Genomic DNA, 17,438 nt, shown 5'->3' with positions numbered 1-17,438 from the left:
GGTGGACGGTCGACCCATGCCCGAACCGGATCGAGACGCCAGCCGGGACACTGACCGGGACGCCGACCGGGACACCTCGGCGGACGATGCCGGCGATCCAGCCGCGCCTCGGGCCGAGGCGTTCCTGGACCTGGTCCCCGGCTACGGCCTCTACGCCCTGAGCACCCGCGGCGACGCCGCCGTTCCCGGCTACTGGGCCGGGTTCCGGCCCGGGCTGGGCGGCCCGACGGCCGGCCGGATCAGTTTCCTCCAGGCCTGGAACGACCTGAACGGGCTGTTCCTGTTCTGCGGGAGCGACCCGACCAGCGGACCGGACGCCGACACCTCCGCGTTCCTGCGCGCCCTGCCCGGGAAGGCCGAGCCGGGGGTGCGGATGCTGTGGATCGACGATCCGAACCGGCCCGCCGAGGACTGGCTGGCCCACCCGCTGTACGCGGATCCGCTGGGCGGAACGACGTGGCGGACGACCCGCGACGCGGTGTTCGACCTCGGCGGCTACCGGATCGCGATCGCGCGGTTCACCGATATCGTCCCGCCCGCGGCGAACGACCCGAGGCCGGTGCTGCGGTTCGTGAACGGCGGCGGCCGGCCGCTGACGGTGACCGCGCCGAGCGGCCAGGTCTACGCCTCCCCCAGCCCCGCAGCCGTCGTGCCGCTGGCCGGTCCGGCCGTCGGGAGCTTCGACTCGTCCCTGGAGCTCGGCCCGTCCGACCGCCCGGGGGTGGACGGGTTCGCGCGGCTGGGCGTGGAACTGCGCTACGCGATGCCGGATCCGGACGACCCAACCGGCCGCGCGGTGCGCACCGTGCCGATGCCGGTCATGTATCAGGGTACGAACACCTTCAGCGTGGCCCTGACCGTGGACCCGGCGCTGCCTTTGGAGCCCGGCCGGACGTGGATCGGTCTGCTCGCCGCCACCGCGCCGCGCGGACCGGGCCAGGTCCTGGACTCGCCGCTGCGGACCGTTCTGGGCCATCCGGTCAGGATCGCGCCGACCAAACCGGCGGCCGGCCCGCTGCGCCCGGCCCGGCTGGTGTTCGGCCAGAACCCCACCCGCGCGGACCATCCGGACGCGCCGGCCTCGCCGTCGCTGCCGCGCAGCTACCACCTGAGCCCGGACGGCTGCTTCACCGTCTCGGTGGGCCAGAGCACTGACACCTCGCTGCCGCTGGGGCTGTCCGGCAGCGAGTACGTGGTCCTGCCGAGCAACCCGGCGGGACTGCTGCACTTCGCCGCGGGCAACCCGGCCTACGCTTTCGCGCCCCGGCCGTCCGCATCCGGAACCGGAACCGGAGCCGGAGCCGGAGCCGGAAACGTCGACGGCGAGCACCCGAACGAAGCCGCCCCGGTGTTGTCGGCCGCGGCGACCACCGCGTACGTCTCCGTCCTGCCGAGCGAGGCGAGCCCACAAGGCCTGATCTACTTCGCCGCGCCGCAGAACGCGCCCTGGTTCAGCGACACGCTGGTCCCCGCGAAGCCCTGGGCCCTGCCGGTGGCGATCCCGGCGCTCCGCCTGCCGGGGTATCCCCCGGCGGCCGGCCGGCTGCCGGCCGCGTTCCCGGTCGGCTGGTTCGGGGCGGTGGAGCCGGCCCTGGCCCGCTTCGCCCGGCAGATCGAGCAGGGTGCCCTCGCCCCGGCGCGGCAGGCGATCATCCACGCATCCGCCGGACGGCTGGACGCCGCAGCCGAACCCGAGCTCGGCGGACCGGCGGCGACCGTCACGGTCCTCACCCCGCAGGGCCTGTCCGCCACGATCGAGAACGCCCCGGCGCCCGAACAGACCCGCTGGCACAGCCTGGACTTCGCCGCTCTCCCCGGCACGACGGTGCCCCGGCTGACCCTCACCTCGATCGGTCCCCGGCTGCGCGCCGCCGTCCAGGCGCCGGAGCTGTTCTGCGTCATCGCCGACGCCGAGGAGTACCTGGCCGACAGCTCGGTCCGGTACGGCATCGACCCCACGATCCTGCGCGACCTGGAAGCCCTCGGCCTGCCGCCGGAGGCGCTGCGCGCGCTGAACCAAATGGATCCGGCCGGCTACGACGACGAGGACACGTTCCGCGCGGCGATCCCCGAAGCGGCCCGGGCCTACGAGGACACAGTCGTCGCCGCGGCGGGATTGCTGAAGGCCACCGTGGACGGCTGGACCGTCCAGCTCTCGCCGCGGGCCTGGCGCACCGGGGACGACGCGCCGACCATGCTCGTGGTCAAGTCGGCCGGCGGCTCCCTGGCCGAGCTCGCGGCCCGGCCCGGCGGCTGGGGCTGGCCGGAAGCCGCCGGGGATCCCGACGAGGCCTCGGAGCGGCTGGGCCGGATCATCGCCGCGGCGGCCGAGGCGCCGCCAGGCAGCCCCGAGGAGGCCTTCTCCCGCGAGATCGCCCACAACCCCGCGTGGAACGGCGTGCTGGTCTTCAACGCCCCGGTCATCGCCGCCGATCTGCCGCCGGAGCTGGGATTCGTCACCGCGGGCATCGACCCGGGCCGCTTCTACGCGCACCACCTGGCGTTCCCCCTGACCCAGCTGCTGCCGGGAGCCGGCGGCGCCCGCCCCGGGGCGACCCGCGTCCGGGGCCTGATCGACTACCGCGACACCGCCGCGCAGGCCCCGCCGGACGCGCCGCCGTTCGCGTTCCGGACCCGGGCCCTGGCCGTGCGGTTCGACGGCTCGGCGGTGTCCGGGCTCTCGGTCCGGGTCGCGCTGTTGGTCAACCGGTTGTTTGGGGACCAGGTCGCGATCGGCGGCGCCGTCCACGGCAACAACCTGATCCTCACCGGCGGCTACCAGCTGCGCGACGGGGCGCCCGGCTACGCCTTGACGCTGGACGGTCCGGCGCGGCTGGAGCTGGCCGCGTCCGCGTTGGAGAGCGTGGAGATCACCGCGGCCGGACTGCGCACCGCCATGGCGGGCGGCGGCGGTGACGGCAGCGGGAGTGACAGCGGCGGAACCGGCGACCAGGCGGTGGAGTTCTCGCTGTCCGGACTGCTGCGCTTCCGCTGGCTCGACGGCTTCGACGTGTTCTGCTACGGCACCCAGGGCGCGGTCGCCGAGGGCCGGGAGCCGCGTGACGGCTACCTGCGCTTCTCCGGGCTGACCGTCCGGATGGGCTACGACCCCGCCCGGATCGGCGAGCAGCACTTCACCGTCGACGAGGGCCGCGTCGCCCTCGACCCGGCCGGCAGCCTGCTGCGGCCCGGCGCGCTGGCCGAGCGCTTCCCGATCCGGGCGACCGGGCTGCTGGCCGTCCCCGCGCCGCCGGACGCCGCCGATCCGGACGCGCCCCCGGAGGGGTCCGGACGCCGTCCCGAAGACCTCGGCTTCCTCGGCGTGCTCGCGCCGATCGACCTGGCCGCGCCGCGGACCCCGTGGTACGGGCTCACCTTCGCCCTCGACCTCGGCTCGGTCGGCGCGCTGGCCGGCAGCGCGGGCCTGTCCGCCACGCTGCTGGCCGCCTGGTCCCCCGGGACCGTAACGGAGACACCGGCCGGGAACGCCACCGCGCGCACCGGCCCGGTCTACCTCGGCATCCGGTTCGGCGACGCCCCGGACCCCGGCGCCGGCCCGACCCTGCAGGGCGTGATCCGGCTGGGCTTCGGCGGCGCGGAGTTCCTGATCGTGCCGGCCGGCGCCGACGGCCCGGACACGCGCTTCGAATACCTGCTGCGGCTGAACCGGCTCGCGCTGTCCGTGCTGGGGCTGAACCTGCCGCCCGGCGGGGTGGACCTGGTCGTCTTCGGCGATCCGCACGGCGACCCGCAGGACGCCGCGTCGTCGCCGCCCGGGTGGTACGCGGCTTATCGGAAGCAGGGCTCGCAGACCCGGATCCCGCGCCCGGGAAACGCCGCGGTCGCCGGGTCGGACGGCGCTGAAGGGGGAACACGGTGACCACCACGCACGTGATCATCAACGCGATGGACGTGGGGCAGGGACTGGGCACCTTCGTCCAGCTCTTCGACCAGGACCCCGAGCCGGAGGTCGCGCCGACCAACACCATCCTGCTCGACTTCGGCAGCTACGGCGGCGACAGCGACGTGGCGGCCAAACCCCGGGTCGCCTGGCTGGTCGACCAGCTTAAGAGGATGCCCCAGCCGACCATCGACGCGGTCTACCTCTCCCACGGCGACCTGGACCACTTCAACCTGATGCCGCAGTTGCTGGCGAGGTTCACTCCCTACGACCCCTCAAAGCACCAGACAGGTCCCTCGACGCTGTGGATCCGCTACGCCCGATACGCGGGCGAGAGGGACCACTTCGTCATCAAAGAGGTCAACGTACTCGACAAGATCGCCACGTACATGGTGGCCAACGAGAACCCGCTGCGGACGACACCCACCGCGGGCGAATTCAACGGCACCTCGTTCAGAGGGCTCAGAACGGATCCCGACTTCTCGGTGGACAACCTCAGTTGCTACATCGTCGCCGAAAACCTCGGTTCCGGCGTGCTCAGCCCCATCCGCCGCAAAGGAAAGTATCTGACCCACGCATACGGCAAGAACACCCGCTCCATCGTGCTCCTGCTGGCCATCACGGACTGGGAGTACCAGTTCGTCAGCACCGGCGACGCGACCGGGCGGACGCTGCTGGAATGCAACCGGGCCTACGCGAAGCTGATCCCCGACGGCTGGCTGAACAACGTCGTGGGCATGACCGTTCCGCACCACGGGGCGAGAAGGACCCTCGACATCAAGCCGGCGGGCTCCAACCCGACCCCTGAGCAAGTGGTCTCGGCCTTCGCCGACTGGGTCAAGCCCCGCGCGCTCTTCGGCAGCGCCTCACTCGCGCAGCACCACCACCATCCGGATGCCGAGGTGCTGCGGTATCTCTGGGATCGGATACCGCCGGGCGACGCGATCTACAACGACCCCGGCCTGGGCGGCCGGCATTTCTACAACGCCTACTTCGAAGCCCGGAAATACGACGCCACGGTCCCTGATCCGCAGACCGGCACTCCCCTACAGGTCAAGTGGCCCCCGGCGACGAACTTCTACTCGGTGAAGACGTCCCGGCCGGTCTACACCAACATCTACTACTCCAGCAGCTACAGGAGCGAACGCGACATGGTCTTCCCGCCCGCTCCGGCGGTGAAGGTGCCACTGGCGGTCGGGAAGCAGCCCGTGGGGGTGACCTGGGTGATGAAGCTCCAGAAGGGCGTGACTCCCACCATGGACCGGCTTTCCTCGCGGACCGGCGCCTACGCGGCGGACTTCCGCGAGCCGTCCGCGCCGGGCGTCGCGGTCCGCCGCCCGGACCGGCCGTCCCCGCGGCCGACATACCGCGCCACGCCGGTCACCCGGCCGGCCGGACCGACGCCGGACCGGCCGGGTAGTGCCCGGCGGCCCGCTCCCGGACCCGGCCCCGGACCCGGCCGTGACCACGGCGCGGGACGCCTCGCCGCCCCGCGGACGCTTGCCCCGCGCGATGCGCACGACCTGCGCCGCATGGCGGTGATCCTGTGACGACGAACCCTGAGGGCGGGCCCGGCGACGGCGCCGCCGCGTCCCCGGACCTGGTGGCGGCGTCCCTGAAGCAGGAGTTCGCCACCGGCTCCGGAAACCTGGCCGCTGCCGTGGGCCGGCCGGGGCTCGGCGGGATCGGCCCGGCTTTGGACCAGCTGCGCCTCGGGACCGGCTTCCAGTTGACCGACGTCGAGGTCCCCGACCCGGAGCAGGGTCTGGTCACCCTGCACGGCAACGGCCGGTTCGGCCTGCCGCGCGCCGCCCTGCCGAACACGGTGGACGTCGCGGTGCTCCTGCAGTACACGGCGCCGGGCGGCCGGGACCGGTTCTCCCTGCGCCTGACCGTCAAGACTCCGGGCTGGACGTTCGGCACCACCTTCCCGGCGCTGCCGCCGACCGCCATCGGTGACGACGCCGGCCGGGTCGACGACCACCCCTCATTCCTCAGCACCCTGGAACTGCCCGGCGCGGCGTTCACCGCGGTCGCCGAGACCGGCCGCGATCCCGGGCTCACGCTGTCCGGCACGCTGGCGGCGGCACCGGTGCTGGAGCCGTACGCGGCGTTCTTCGGGCCCTTCCCGCTCACCGTTTCGGGCCCGGTGGAACTGCCCGCCGACGTCACCGGACATCCGAGCCTGGACCTGACCGCGCTGTCGCCGCACGCGCCGCTGGGCCTCGGCCCGGCCGCGCTGGCCGGGATCGGGCTGCTGCTGCGGTGCCGGCCGGCCGTGCCGCCCGAGACGCCGGACGACCTGCCCACCGAGGCGTACTCCCAGCTGTACGGCCGCGCCGAGGTGCGGCTCGGGGGCTCCGAGGCCGCCTCCGGCGTCGCGGTCACCCCGCTGCTGAACACCAGACGGCTGTGGATCATGGAGGCGGACCTGCGGGACGCCGCGCCCGGCGTGCCGCCGGGACCGGGCGCGATCGCCGGCCTGATCGGGCTGGACGCCTCGGACGTGGTGGCCGCACCGGGCCTGGACGCGATGGCCGGCTTCCGGATCGCGGAGTTCGAGGCCGGCATCGTCCCGCCGGGGCAGCCCGGCGGCCCGGCCATCGACCACGCCGCCGTGACCCTGGTCTCGGACCGGCCGTGGCCCACGCCGCTGCCGTTCCTGAGCATCCGCGAGGCCGGCACCCGGTGGCTGGCGCAGTGGGTCGGCCAGGACCGGCCGGGCTACATCTCCGGGTCCTTCTTCGGCACGGCCGACATCACCGTCGGCGACCTGCGCGCGGCCGCCGGACGCGGCGGGGACCCCGGGGCGCCCGCGGCGCTGGAGCGCTCGCTCGCCGCCGCCGGCGAGAGCGCGCAGGACCCGGACGCCACGGTCCTCACGTTCAGCCTGACCGCGGGCTACCCCGGCTGGGGCGTGCAGGGCCTGCTGCTCGCCGACGAGATCCCCCTGGACGACGTCCTGATCCTGTTCTTCGGCACCACCGGACCGGTCCGCGACCTCAGGATCGTCAACCTGCTGATCGGCGGCGACCTCGACACCCAGACCCTGGTCGCGGGCGCCGACATCGTCGGCCGCCTCGACATCCCGATCGGCGGCCGCCTCACCCTGGCCCTGACCGACGTCGGCCTGACCATGGCGGCCGGCCGGGGCGGCCTGACCGGCGGCATCGTCGCAGGGTTCGAACTCGCCGGGGCCGGTCCCGGCGGGGGCTCGGACCCCCGGTTCTCCGTCGGCGCCGAGTACACCGGCGCCGTCCGCGCCGCCCGCCTGGGCACCGCCGAAGGCTGGGTCTTCACCGGCCGGCTGGACGCCGACAGCACCGTCGACCTGGCCCGCCTGCTGGCCGGCCTGCTCGACCGCGAGCCCCCGGCCTGGGTGCCGCGGCTGCTGATCGACGAGCTGGAGACCCGCTTCACCACCGGCACCGGCGCCGCCGAATTCCGCGGGGCCGTCTCCGGCAACTGGACCCCGGCCCTGTTCCCGGGCCTGCCGGAGATCTCGGTGGCGGCCGAGGCCGAGCTGGTCCGCGCGGGCCGCGGCGAGCCGCTGGACGCCGAGCTCCGCGGCACCCTGACGATCGGCCGGCTCGTCGTCGAGGCCGCGCTCGCCCTGGCGGCCGGCGTGGAGACGTACGAGTTCTCCGTCGACTTCTGCGGCTTGACCTTCTCGGCCGTGTCCGGCTGGCGCGCCGATCCCGACCCGGACCGGCCGAAGCGCCGGGTGATCGTCTTCCAGGCCGGCGGCGTGTCGCTGGGCACCGTGCTGGAGTACCTGGTCTCGCAGGTGGCACCGACGTCGGCGTTCCACCTGGAGGCGCCCTGGGACGTGCTGAACCGGATCGAGCTGTCCCGGTTCACGGTCACCGTCGACCCCGGCGACGACGGCAGCGTGGAGGTGGCCTACCGCGCCGACGCCGCCCTGCCGATGATGCGGCTGGACACCGTCGGCATCCGCTCCCGGCGGCAGGACGGCCGGCCCACGGTCGAGCTGTTGCTGACCGGAGAGTTCCTCGGCACCGAATACCGGGACGGCAAGCCTCTGGCCTGGGACGTGCTGCGCGAGCCCGCACCGACCGTACCGGGCCGGGGCTCCGGGACGCTGGACCTGCGCTATCTCGGCCTGGGCCAGCGGATCGCGCTGAGCGACCCGCAGCCGGACACCGTCCGGGACGCCGTACGAAGGCTGTCCGGAGCGATGTTGCCGGCCCCGGCCGACCGCAACCCTCTGCGCACGCCGCAGGGCTCGGCGATGCGGTTCGCCGCCGACGCCGAGTGGCTGCTCGGCCTGGAGGCGACCATCGCCGAGGTGCTGGACCTGGCCGTGGTGTTCGGCGACCCGCGGCTGTACGGCCTGGCCGTCGGGCTCAGCGGCGAGCGCGCCGGCGCGCTGGCCGGGCTGGCGTTCGAGGTGCTGTACAAGAAGGTCTCCGACGACGCCGGCGTGTTCCGGATCGAGCTGAAGGTGCCGGACGCGTTCCGGCGTATCGAGCTCGGCGCGGTGGCGGTCACCCTCGGGCTGATCGTCGTCGAGGTCGGCACCGACGGCTCGTTCCTGGTCGACCTCGGCTTCCCGCACGGGATGGACTTCGGGCGCTCCTTCAGCGTCGAAGTGGCCCCGTTCCTCGGCCGCGGCGGCCTGTACTTCGGCGTGCTGGACAAGGCCGCGGGTGCGCTGGTGCCCGCCGTGACCGACGGGGTCTTCAGCCCGGTGATCGCGCTCGGCGTGGGCATCGCCGCGGGCGTGGGCCGGGAGGTGCGCAGCGGACCGCTGTCCGGCGGGGCGTACGTCGAGCTGATCGCGGTGTTCGAGGGCGTGTTCGCCTGGTACACCCCGGCCGGGGCGAACGCCTCCACGGCGCAGTACCACTGGGTCGAGGCGACGGTGTCGGTGCACGGCAAGGTGTACGCGACCGTGGACCTGGCGATCCTGCACGTCTCGGTCACCATCGAGGCCTGGGCCACCGCGTCGGTGACGCTGGAGTCCTACCGGGCCACGCGGGTCGCGCTGTCGGCGTCGGTGACGGTGCACGCCTCGCTGGAGATCCTGTTCATCCGGCTGTCCTTCGAGTTCTCCGCCGAGGTCGACCTCGGCTTCACCCTGGGCACCGACCAGCCGACGCCGTGGACCCTGGCCGCGGCGCCCCAGGGCGACACGTTCCGCCGCAGGTCCGCGCTCCCGCCGGCGCGGCGGCGTCCCGAACGCACTGCCCGGCTGCTCCAGGCCCGGCACGTCGCGCAGCTCGCGGCCGCGCAGGAGGCCGGCGCGGACGTCCCGGACTGGGACCCGACCACTCGGGTGTTCCCGGACTCGCCCCGCACGGTGAACCTCTATCTGCTCCCGGTCTTCGCCGTGGACGGCGTCCAGGTCCACTGGTCGCCGACGGCGGACCAGGCCGCTGCGGGCAGCACGCCGGAAGCCGCGCCGAGGCACCGGATCGCCTTCACCCTGCTCGGTTCGGACGGCGGCACCCCCACCGCGGCCGGCGCGCGCCGGACCCCGGCGAGCGCCGAGCTCGACGCGCAGGCGCCGACCGCGCGCGACCTGCCGGCCCAGCGCTTCGTCGAGGCCTTCCTGCGCTGGGGCCTGTCCGCGGTGACCGGCCACGCGTACGGCGAGGGCCGCCTGGTCACCGCCGGGCAGATGGCCGCGCTCGTCGAGGACCTGGCCCGGCCGGACCTCGCCTCGACCGCGTTCGGGCGCACCGGCCTGCCGGCGTTCTTCCGCACCAACCTGCACCTGGTGCTCTCCGGGGTTCCGACGGGGACCCCGGCGCCACGGGACGGGACCGCCGTGCCGCTGCCGCCGGTGCTCAGCTGGACCTCCGGGCAGCTGCCGCCCCGGGACTTCGCGACCCACAACCAGGTCGGCGACCGGTACGCCGCACAGGTCGCGCGGCGCGCCGCGCAGTTCTCGCCGACGCCTCCGCCGCCGGACGCGCCGCTGCCGCCGGACGGTACCCCGGAGGCGTTCGCCTCACGCCTGTACCGGGACTGGTGCCTGATGGTCGCGCGGACCGCGGCGCAGGCCGCCGCCGACGCGATGGCCTCGTGGCAGCTGACGCTGGTCCTAGACGAGCCGTCGAACCTCGACGCCGTCGCCCGGATGTTCCCGCTCGCCGTCCTGGACCACCGGGTCCGGCCCAGCGAGACCGTGGAGAGCGCGGCGGACGCGCTCGGTGCCACGCCCGACCAGCTGCTGTTCTGGAACCCGGACCTGGCCTACGACCTCGCGGAGACGCCGGCCGGCGAGGACCTGGAGGTCCGGGTCGGCGTGTCGCCGGAGACCGTCGCCGCGGACGTCGCGGACCACGTCGTGCCGAACCTGCTCATGGATCTGGGCACGGTCGACTACCCGGTCGCCGAGACGGACACGCTCCAGACGGTCGCCGAGCGCTTCGGCCTGGGCAGCGCGGGCCGGCTGTTCCTGGACCCGGAGCGGGACCTGGCCGGCGACCCGCGGCTGCTCCGGGCCGGCGCGGAGGTCGAGGTCCCCGGCGGCCGGCGGCCCTGGACCGGCAGCACGCTGATGGCCGCCGCGCTGTACTTCGCCCGCTACGCCGCCCCGGCCGACCTGCCGGGCTCGGCCTGGTACGCCGAGCGGATCTTCGCCCTGAACAGCGCCCTGATCGAAGGCGGCCCGGCGGCGGTCATCCCCGCGGGCACCGGGCTCAAGTTGCCGACCGCGCTGCACAGTGCGGACACGGTGGACTACGCCGCGACCGCCGGCGACACCGTGCCGCTGCTGGCCGCCTGCCTCGCCCTGGCGCACGGCTTCCCGGGCGGCGGCGACGGCCCGGCGGGCTGGCCGGCCTTCCGGACCGGCACGACGCCGGCGCCCGGCGGCGTGGACATCCCGGACGCGACGGTCGCCGTGCTGCCCGGCGAGTCGCTGCGCCGCTTCGCGCTGCGCACCGTCGTCCACGCCGCCGACCCGTCCGGCGTGACCGCCTGGCTCGGCGCGAGCCCGGTGCTGACGCCGCTGTTCGTGCTGCCCGTGCCCGGCGCGCGGATCCGCACCGACGGCGGCGAGACCCTGGCCGAAGTGGCCCGGCGCAGCGGCCTGGCGCTGCCGGACTTCGCCCGCCGGATCGCCGCGGAGCCGATCTTCCGCGGCACCGTCGAGCTGGCGATCGCCCGGCTGCCGGCCCAGGAGATCGACCGGCTCGTCGAGGCGGTCGCGGACCAGGCCGCCGGGACCGTGGCGGCGAATTCCGCCCGGCAGCTCATGTCCGGCCAGCGCCTGCCGCTGCCCGGCAGTACCTTCCCCACGACCCCGGACGGCGCTCCGGCCGCCGAACCGCTCGCGCCGCTGTACGAGCTGACCGGGCAGCTGGTCGACGGCCCCGCCCCGGACGGCGGCGATCCGAGCCGGGTGGCGCTCGACGTCGCGGTCTCGGTGAATCAGAGCCCGGAGAATACGTGGGTGCGCTTGTCCGGCTCCACGGTCGCCGACGCGGACGTGGTCCAGGCGTTCGCCGACAGCGGGATCCTGCCGGCGGACGCGGCGGCGCACAATCCGGCGCTCGCCGCCGATCCGGCCCGGCTGCGGCCCGGCATGATCCTGCTGACCGGACCGACCGACGCGCTGACTTATCAGTACACGAACTCTCAACTCAGGGCCCTGTATCCGCCGTTCGGCATGACCGCGAGGACGCCGTTCACCGTCGAGGCGCTGCCGACCTCCGAACGGGTCCCGACCGTGTACGGGCTCAGCCGCAAGACGGCGCTGCAGACCCCTGTCATGCTGCGGCTGCCGTGGCGGCCGGACGACCGGGACGCCCCGCTGACCGGCACCGCGACGCTCTGGCCGTTCCCGGCCCCGCTGCGGCGGCGGGCTCTGGCCGCCGACGGCGCCGCCTACGACGTGTGGAGCGCCGACCCCACCACCGGGCAGGGCGGCGCCGCTCCCCTGCCGGGCACCACCTTCGGCACCCTGATCGACTTCACCGTCCGGCGTTCCGGGACGGCCGGCGGCTACGACCTGATCGGCGCGGACCCGGCCGGCCGCGCGCTCGCCCTGGCCGTGCACCGCCACCTCGCCTCGCTGCCGGAGCCGGACGGCACCGTGGCGTATGTGACCGCACTCCCAGCACCCGACGCTTCCGACACCGCCGGGCGGGCGGTCCTGGACGCCGACGCGCGTCGGACGTACCTGTTGCGCACGAACCAGAGCACGCGCAGCCTGCCGCCCGACGGCTCCGGTCCGGCCGGGGCCGGTCCGGCCGCCGCCGAACCGCCGGCCCACGCCCTGCTCGACGACGTGTCAGGCTTCTGTCTCGTGCTGTGGCTGGCCAGCGTGACCGGCGGGACCGGCGCGCGCCTGGGCTTCGCCACCTCCGGGGGCGGGGACCTGCCGCCGGGCATCTTCGACGAGCGCGGCCTGGCCCGGCTGGGCCTGCTGGTGGTGACCGGGGCGCGCCAGGTGGCCGCTCCGGGGCGGACGCTGCTGCCGATCGACACCTGCGTGGTCGCTTCACCGCGGCTCGATCCGGGGACGCCGGCGGTGTACGCCGTGGCCCGGAACGACGTGGACGCGACCGTGCGCCCGGTGCTGCGGCCGGGCACCGCGGGGTTCCGGCTCGGCTTCCCCGAGCCGGACGGCGCCGGGGACGTGCCGCGGATGCGCCGGTTGTTCAGCCTGATGACCGCGGCGGTGACGCCCGGCGCCGGCGGGACGTTCGCCATGCCGCCCTCGGGGATGCCGACGGGTCCGCAGAACAAGGCGGACCCGGGGCTGCCGCTGTCGGAGCGGGCGCGGCTGCGCCGGCTCGTCCGCGCCGGGGATCCCGAGGGTCTGGCCGCGCTGGCCGGGACGTGGTGGTTCGAGCAGGCGCTGCCGGTCACCCGGTTCGGTCCGGCCTCGCCGGCACCGCAGGCCGAGGGGCTGCCCGCGGCGTATCTGGACCCTTACCGCGGGATCGCCGGGACCTCGACGCCGCTCGCGAAGATCGCCGTCGGTTTCGCCGACGTGCTCGGCGACACCGCGGCGCCGGGCCAGGCGGGTGGCGAGCTGGTCCTGGACGCGCCGGTCGGGTACACGGACGCGCTGCTCGGGGTCTCGGCGTGGCCCGCGGTGACGCTGTCCTACGCCCTGGTGCCGCCGTCCGCGCCCGGCCGGGACGTCACGCTCGCGGCGACCTTGGCGCCGCAGCCGGCCGCCCTCGCGCCCGGCGCGGACCCGGCTGCCGCCGCGCAGGCCGCGCTGCGCGCCGCCGAGCGGTACGCGGAGGTCTACTACCAGCTGGCCGGAGGCCGGGTTTCGGCACACCTGCTCAGCGCCCTGCGACAGGTGCCCGGCAGCGGCGGCGAGCCCGACGCGCTGCCGGTCGACGCCGCGCCGCTGCTGCGGTTCGCGACCGCCGGCCACCTGGCGGCGCGCGCCGCCGCCGCACTGGTGCCGGCGACCGCGGGCGGACCGCTGCGCGCCGTCCTGGACGTGTTCGGCGTGGACGTGGTCCGGCTGGCCGAGGCGAACGCCGGCCGGCCGTTCGCCGCGGTCTTCGGGGCCGGTGCGGACCGGCGGCCGGAGGTCCCGGCGGTCACGGCCGTGGCGGCCGGCGACAGCGCGGACTCTTTGGCCGCCGCGCCCCGACCGCCAGGCTGGCCCCGCCCGGACGGCGGCACCGCGCTGCTTCTGCTGCCGGACAACGCCACCGGCTTGCCGCTGCGGCCCGGCGCCGTGCTCGAAACGCCGGCGCGCGAAGTGGTGCTGCCCGGGCCGGACCCGGTGTCCCTGGCGCTCGCGGCCGGGATCGCGCGGACCGAGCCGGGCCTGCTGGCCGAGGACAACGCCGACCGCGGCGACATCCTGCGGGCCGGGTTCGTGTTCGCCTTCGGCGGCCTGGAGGTCGAGGTGCCCGAGGGTGTCTTCAGCTTCGCCGACCTGCGCGCCGCGTTCGCCGACGGCGGGGCGACGGCGTCGGTCGCGGCGCTGGCCGAGGAGTCGGCGGAGCAGCCGGGGATGCTGCGCGGCGGCGTCCGGCTGGCCAGTCGGCACTACGTGGTCGGTAGCGCGGCGGCCGGCGACGCTGGTCGGGATTCGGCCGCAGCCGACGCCGGTCGGAACTCGGCGGCCGGCGACGCCGACCCGGCTGCTGCGGCTGCGGCTGCGGCGGCGGCTGCCGAAACGGCCGAGACGCTGGCCGCCAACGGCAGCGGCTTCGGCGCGGCCGATCTGGCGCCGCTCAACCACGCCGCACCGGATCTGTTCGAGCAGGGCGCGCTGGTCCGCCTCGGCATGTTCGGCACCGGCCGTCCGCAGCCCGGCGTCGCCGAGACCCTGGCCGAGTACGCCGGCCGGTTCGGCTGCCCGCCGGCGGTGCTGCTGGCGGCGAACCTGGTCCGGACGCCGCCGGCCGACGCGGCGGTGGCGGTGCCGGGCGCGGCGCTGGTCCCCGAGGGCGAGGACGCTCCGCTCGTGCCCTACCCGGTCGCGCCGGGCGAGCGGCTGGCCGCGATCGCCGCGAAGTTCGCGGCCACGGCCGGCCGGCTGGCCGCCGGCAACGCGGCGCTGCCGGTGCTGACCGCAGGGCACCGGCTCGTGGTGGCCGGGGCGGCGACGCTCACCGTCGCCGGGGACAGCTTCGCCGCCGTCCTCGGCCGGCTCCGGGCGCAGAATCCGGCCGTGACGCTGGACCAGCTCGCCGGGACGGTGGCCGGGATGGCGGGCCTGCTGGCCGCGGACGCGGTCCTGATCTGCCCGCCCGCCGTGCCGGTCGGCGCGCCGGGCAGCCTGGTCACGCCGCGGGCGCTGGCCGCCGAGTACCGGGTGGATGTACGGGCCCTGCTGGAGGCGAACGCGGGGACGCTCGGCGTGCTCGGCGCCGACGTGCCGCTCCGGCACCCGGATTCGGGCCCGCCGGTCCGCACGGCGCCGTCGGACACCGTCAATGCCCTGATCTGGCGGCTGGCGGCGGCGGGCCGCCCGGCGGACATCGCCGGGATCGCGGCGTCGAACCTGGACACCCCCTGTGTGCGGGCCGGCGCGGCGCTCCTGCTGCCGCCGGCGCCGGTCACCCTGACCGCGCCGCTGGGCGCCCGGCTCGGTTCCTTCGCCGAGCCGGTGTTCCCGCTCACCACGACGCTGCGGCTGAGCCGGCCGGGCGAACTGGTCGACGCGGCCTTCCGAACTCCGGGCGGGGACGGGCCGGTGCAGCGGGCGGACACGCCGGTCCCGGCACCCGCGGCGGCGTCCGGGGCGGGCGGCGACGGCGGCCTGACGCTCGCGGCGTTCGCCGAGGCCTTCCACGGCACGTTCCCCGACCTGCGGCTGGGCACCGCGCGGACCGGCTCGGCCGAGGGAGGCGACTCCGGCGGGGACGCCGCAGCGGACCTGTGGGTGGTTGACTTCCGCAAGCCCGAAGGCGTGGCCTCCGTCCGGATCGCCCCGCTGCTCCCGCTCCCCCACCGGCGCGAGGAAAGCCCGCGGATCCTGGCCCTGCGCCCGCTCTACGAGTCGCCGGTCAACCGGCGGATCGAGGTGGCGACCCTGCGTCCGGACGGCACGCTGGCCCCGGCCACCGCACCCACCGACTTCCAGGGCGTGGACGTCGAGGTGCCGGCCCGCCGCCTGCTCGCCGACGTCGACCTGTTCCTCGGCCCGGCCTACGCCCCGGCCGTGTTCGACGACCCCGCGGTGCGCGCCGAGCTGGACGGCCTGCTCGCCGCCAAGCGGCAACTGGCCGAGGCCGTCGCCCGCGGCCTGGATCCGGTGCTGGACCTGCCCGACAGCGGGGCGGCGCGCGGCCGGCGGGACGCCATCGACACCCTGCGCCAGGAGCTCGGCGCGAGCTTGTCGCGGGCCTACGACACGGCGGCCGTCGCGCAGTACCGGGCGAGCGTCGACTCGCCGTGGGTGGAGAACCCCGCGCTGCCGGCGGCCCGGCTGGTGGGCCCGGTACGGCACACGGCCGCCTCCCGCGCGACCGGCGCCGCGGGTAGCGTCCCGGTGTCGATCGGCTCCGGCGTCGTTCCGCTGGACCAGGCGGTGTCGAACATCAGCCTGCTGCTGCGGGTCGCCGACCCGGCGCGGCACGCCTCAGTACCGGTGGACCTGGTCTACGACGTCCTCGACCTGCAGTTCGGCGTCACCCCGGTGCCCGCGGCGCAGGGCTTCGAGGACTCCTCGTGGCTGGCCTTCTACCCGCCGCTGACCGGGACGGACAAGCCCGCGGCGCTGCGGGAGACGGTGCTCGGCGCCTCCGACATCCCGATCCCGCTGCGCACCTACCCCGGCCAGCCGGTCCTGCTCGGGCACACCGCCCGGCCGACGTCGACCTCGACACATCCGACCCTTGAGCAGTCGCAGCTGTGGACGTACGCGGTGACGTACGTCCACGAACACGCCGAACAGGACGAGGTGCTCATCAACGTCCTGTACAACGTCGAGCCCACCGTCGAGACCGGCATCTCCGACGCCGACGACGTGGCCGCCGCGCTGATCGGGTACCAGGCCGTGGCGGACGACCTGTGGACGCTGCTGGGCCACTACGCCGGGGCGCCGGGCATCGACCCGACCGCCGCGGCCAACGCCGTACGCACCTTCCGGAGCCTGGTCGCCGCCGTCTCCGTGCAGTGGTTCCAACGCTGGCCGGCCCCCGACGCCGACCCGCTGGCCGCCGCCGCGCCGGCGGCCCGGGGACGCGCCCGACCCGCGTCGGCGCCCGGCGCGCCCGCCCTCATCGAGCACGACTTCATGGTCCGGGCCGAATACGCCGCGGGGCCGGACGAGCAGGCGTATCTGAGCACCCTGACCATGACCTGGCTCGGCGACGGCGTGCCGCACCCGGCCACCTGGCCGGCCATCGTGTGCCGCCTCGCCGACGGCACCGAGGTGCCCCTGGACGCCCGCACCCCGGACGGAACGCAGGCGGTCTACGAGGTGCCCGAAGGTGCGCGGGTCCCGGCGACGCCGGCCCCGGAACTGACCCTCAGCTGGGGAGCTCTGCCCTCGCAGCTGTACCAGAACGCGACCGTGCAGCTCTCCGTGCGCCGCAACCAGCGGCTGCTCGGCCCCGACGGTCCGCCGACCCGCGCACCGTTCGTGTTCCGCACCGCGCCGACCGAGGCGCCGGCCCCGGTCGCCCCACTGCTGGAATGGCCGCACCCGATCGACATCACGAACCTGGGCCCCACGCTCGGGGCGGCCGTCGAGGCAGCGTTGCGCCTGATCGCGTTTCCCGTCATCGTGCTCCAGGGCGCCATCGTCCTGTCCTACGGCACGCCGGTCGTCCCGGACGCCGATCCGATCAGGGATCTGTCCTGGCGCGTCCCGGTCGCGTTGCTGCCGGGCACCGCGCTGAGCACCGTGGCCGCTGACGTCACCGGAGCGGCTGCCGCCTGGTTCGCCGGGAACCCCGGCCTGCCGGTCCTGACCGGCCGGTCGTGGGCCGTCGGTCTGAGCGTGCCGAGCCGCATCGACAGCGGCTCGCCGCAGCCGCTGCTGGTGTACGGGGCGCTCGTGTACCGGATTCTGTGACAGGCCACGTCGAACGCCACCCGAGTGATCGCTATCCTTACTCCGCCCCGACGGAGG

The 17,438-nt window shown here is 75.4% G+C and carries 3 protein-coding genes; all 3 read left to right on the top strand.

The features are described from left to right. Positions 1-16: 16 nt before the first annotated feature. From ABH920_RS18525 to ABH920_RS18515, 3 genes are read left to right on the top strand one after another with little or no spacing between them, the layout of a single operon-like run. Complete coding sequence (locus ABH920_RS18525; protein WP_370350248.1) at positions 17-3,880, top strand: hypothetical protein; 3,864 nt, start codon at positions 17-19, stop codon at positions 3,878-3,880. Then, positions 3,877-5,451 carry a hypothetical protein gene (locus ABH920_RS18520; protein ID WP_370350247.1) on the top strand — a complete coding sequence of 525 codons (1,575 nt, stop codon included), beginning with the start codon at positions 3,877-3,879 and terminating at the stop codon, positions 5,449-5,451. Before ABH920_RS18525 ends, ABH920_RS18520 begins: the two co-directional genes overlap by 4 nt. Beyond that, a complete protein-coding gene (locus tag ABH920_RS18515) occupies positions 5,448-17,381 on the top strand; it encodes a hypothetical protein (protein WP_370350246.1) in 11,934 nt (3,977 codons plus the stop codon). Before ABH920_RS18520 ends, ABH920_RS18515 begins: the two co-directional genes overlap by 4 nt. Positions 17,382-17,438 lie beyond the last annotated feature (57 nt).

The sequence above is a fragment of the Catenulispora sp. EB89 genome (assembly GCF_041261445.1).
GTDB lineage: Bacteria > Actinomycetota > Actinomycetes > Streptomycetales > Catenulisporaceae > Catenulispora.
This window is presented reverse-complemented; position numbering and strand designations above follow the sequence as displayed.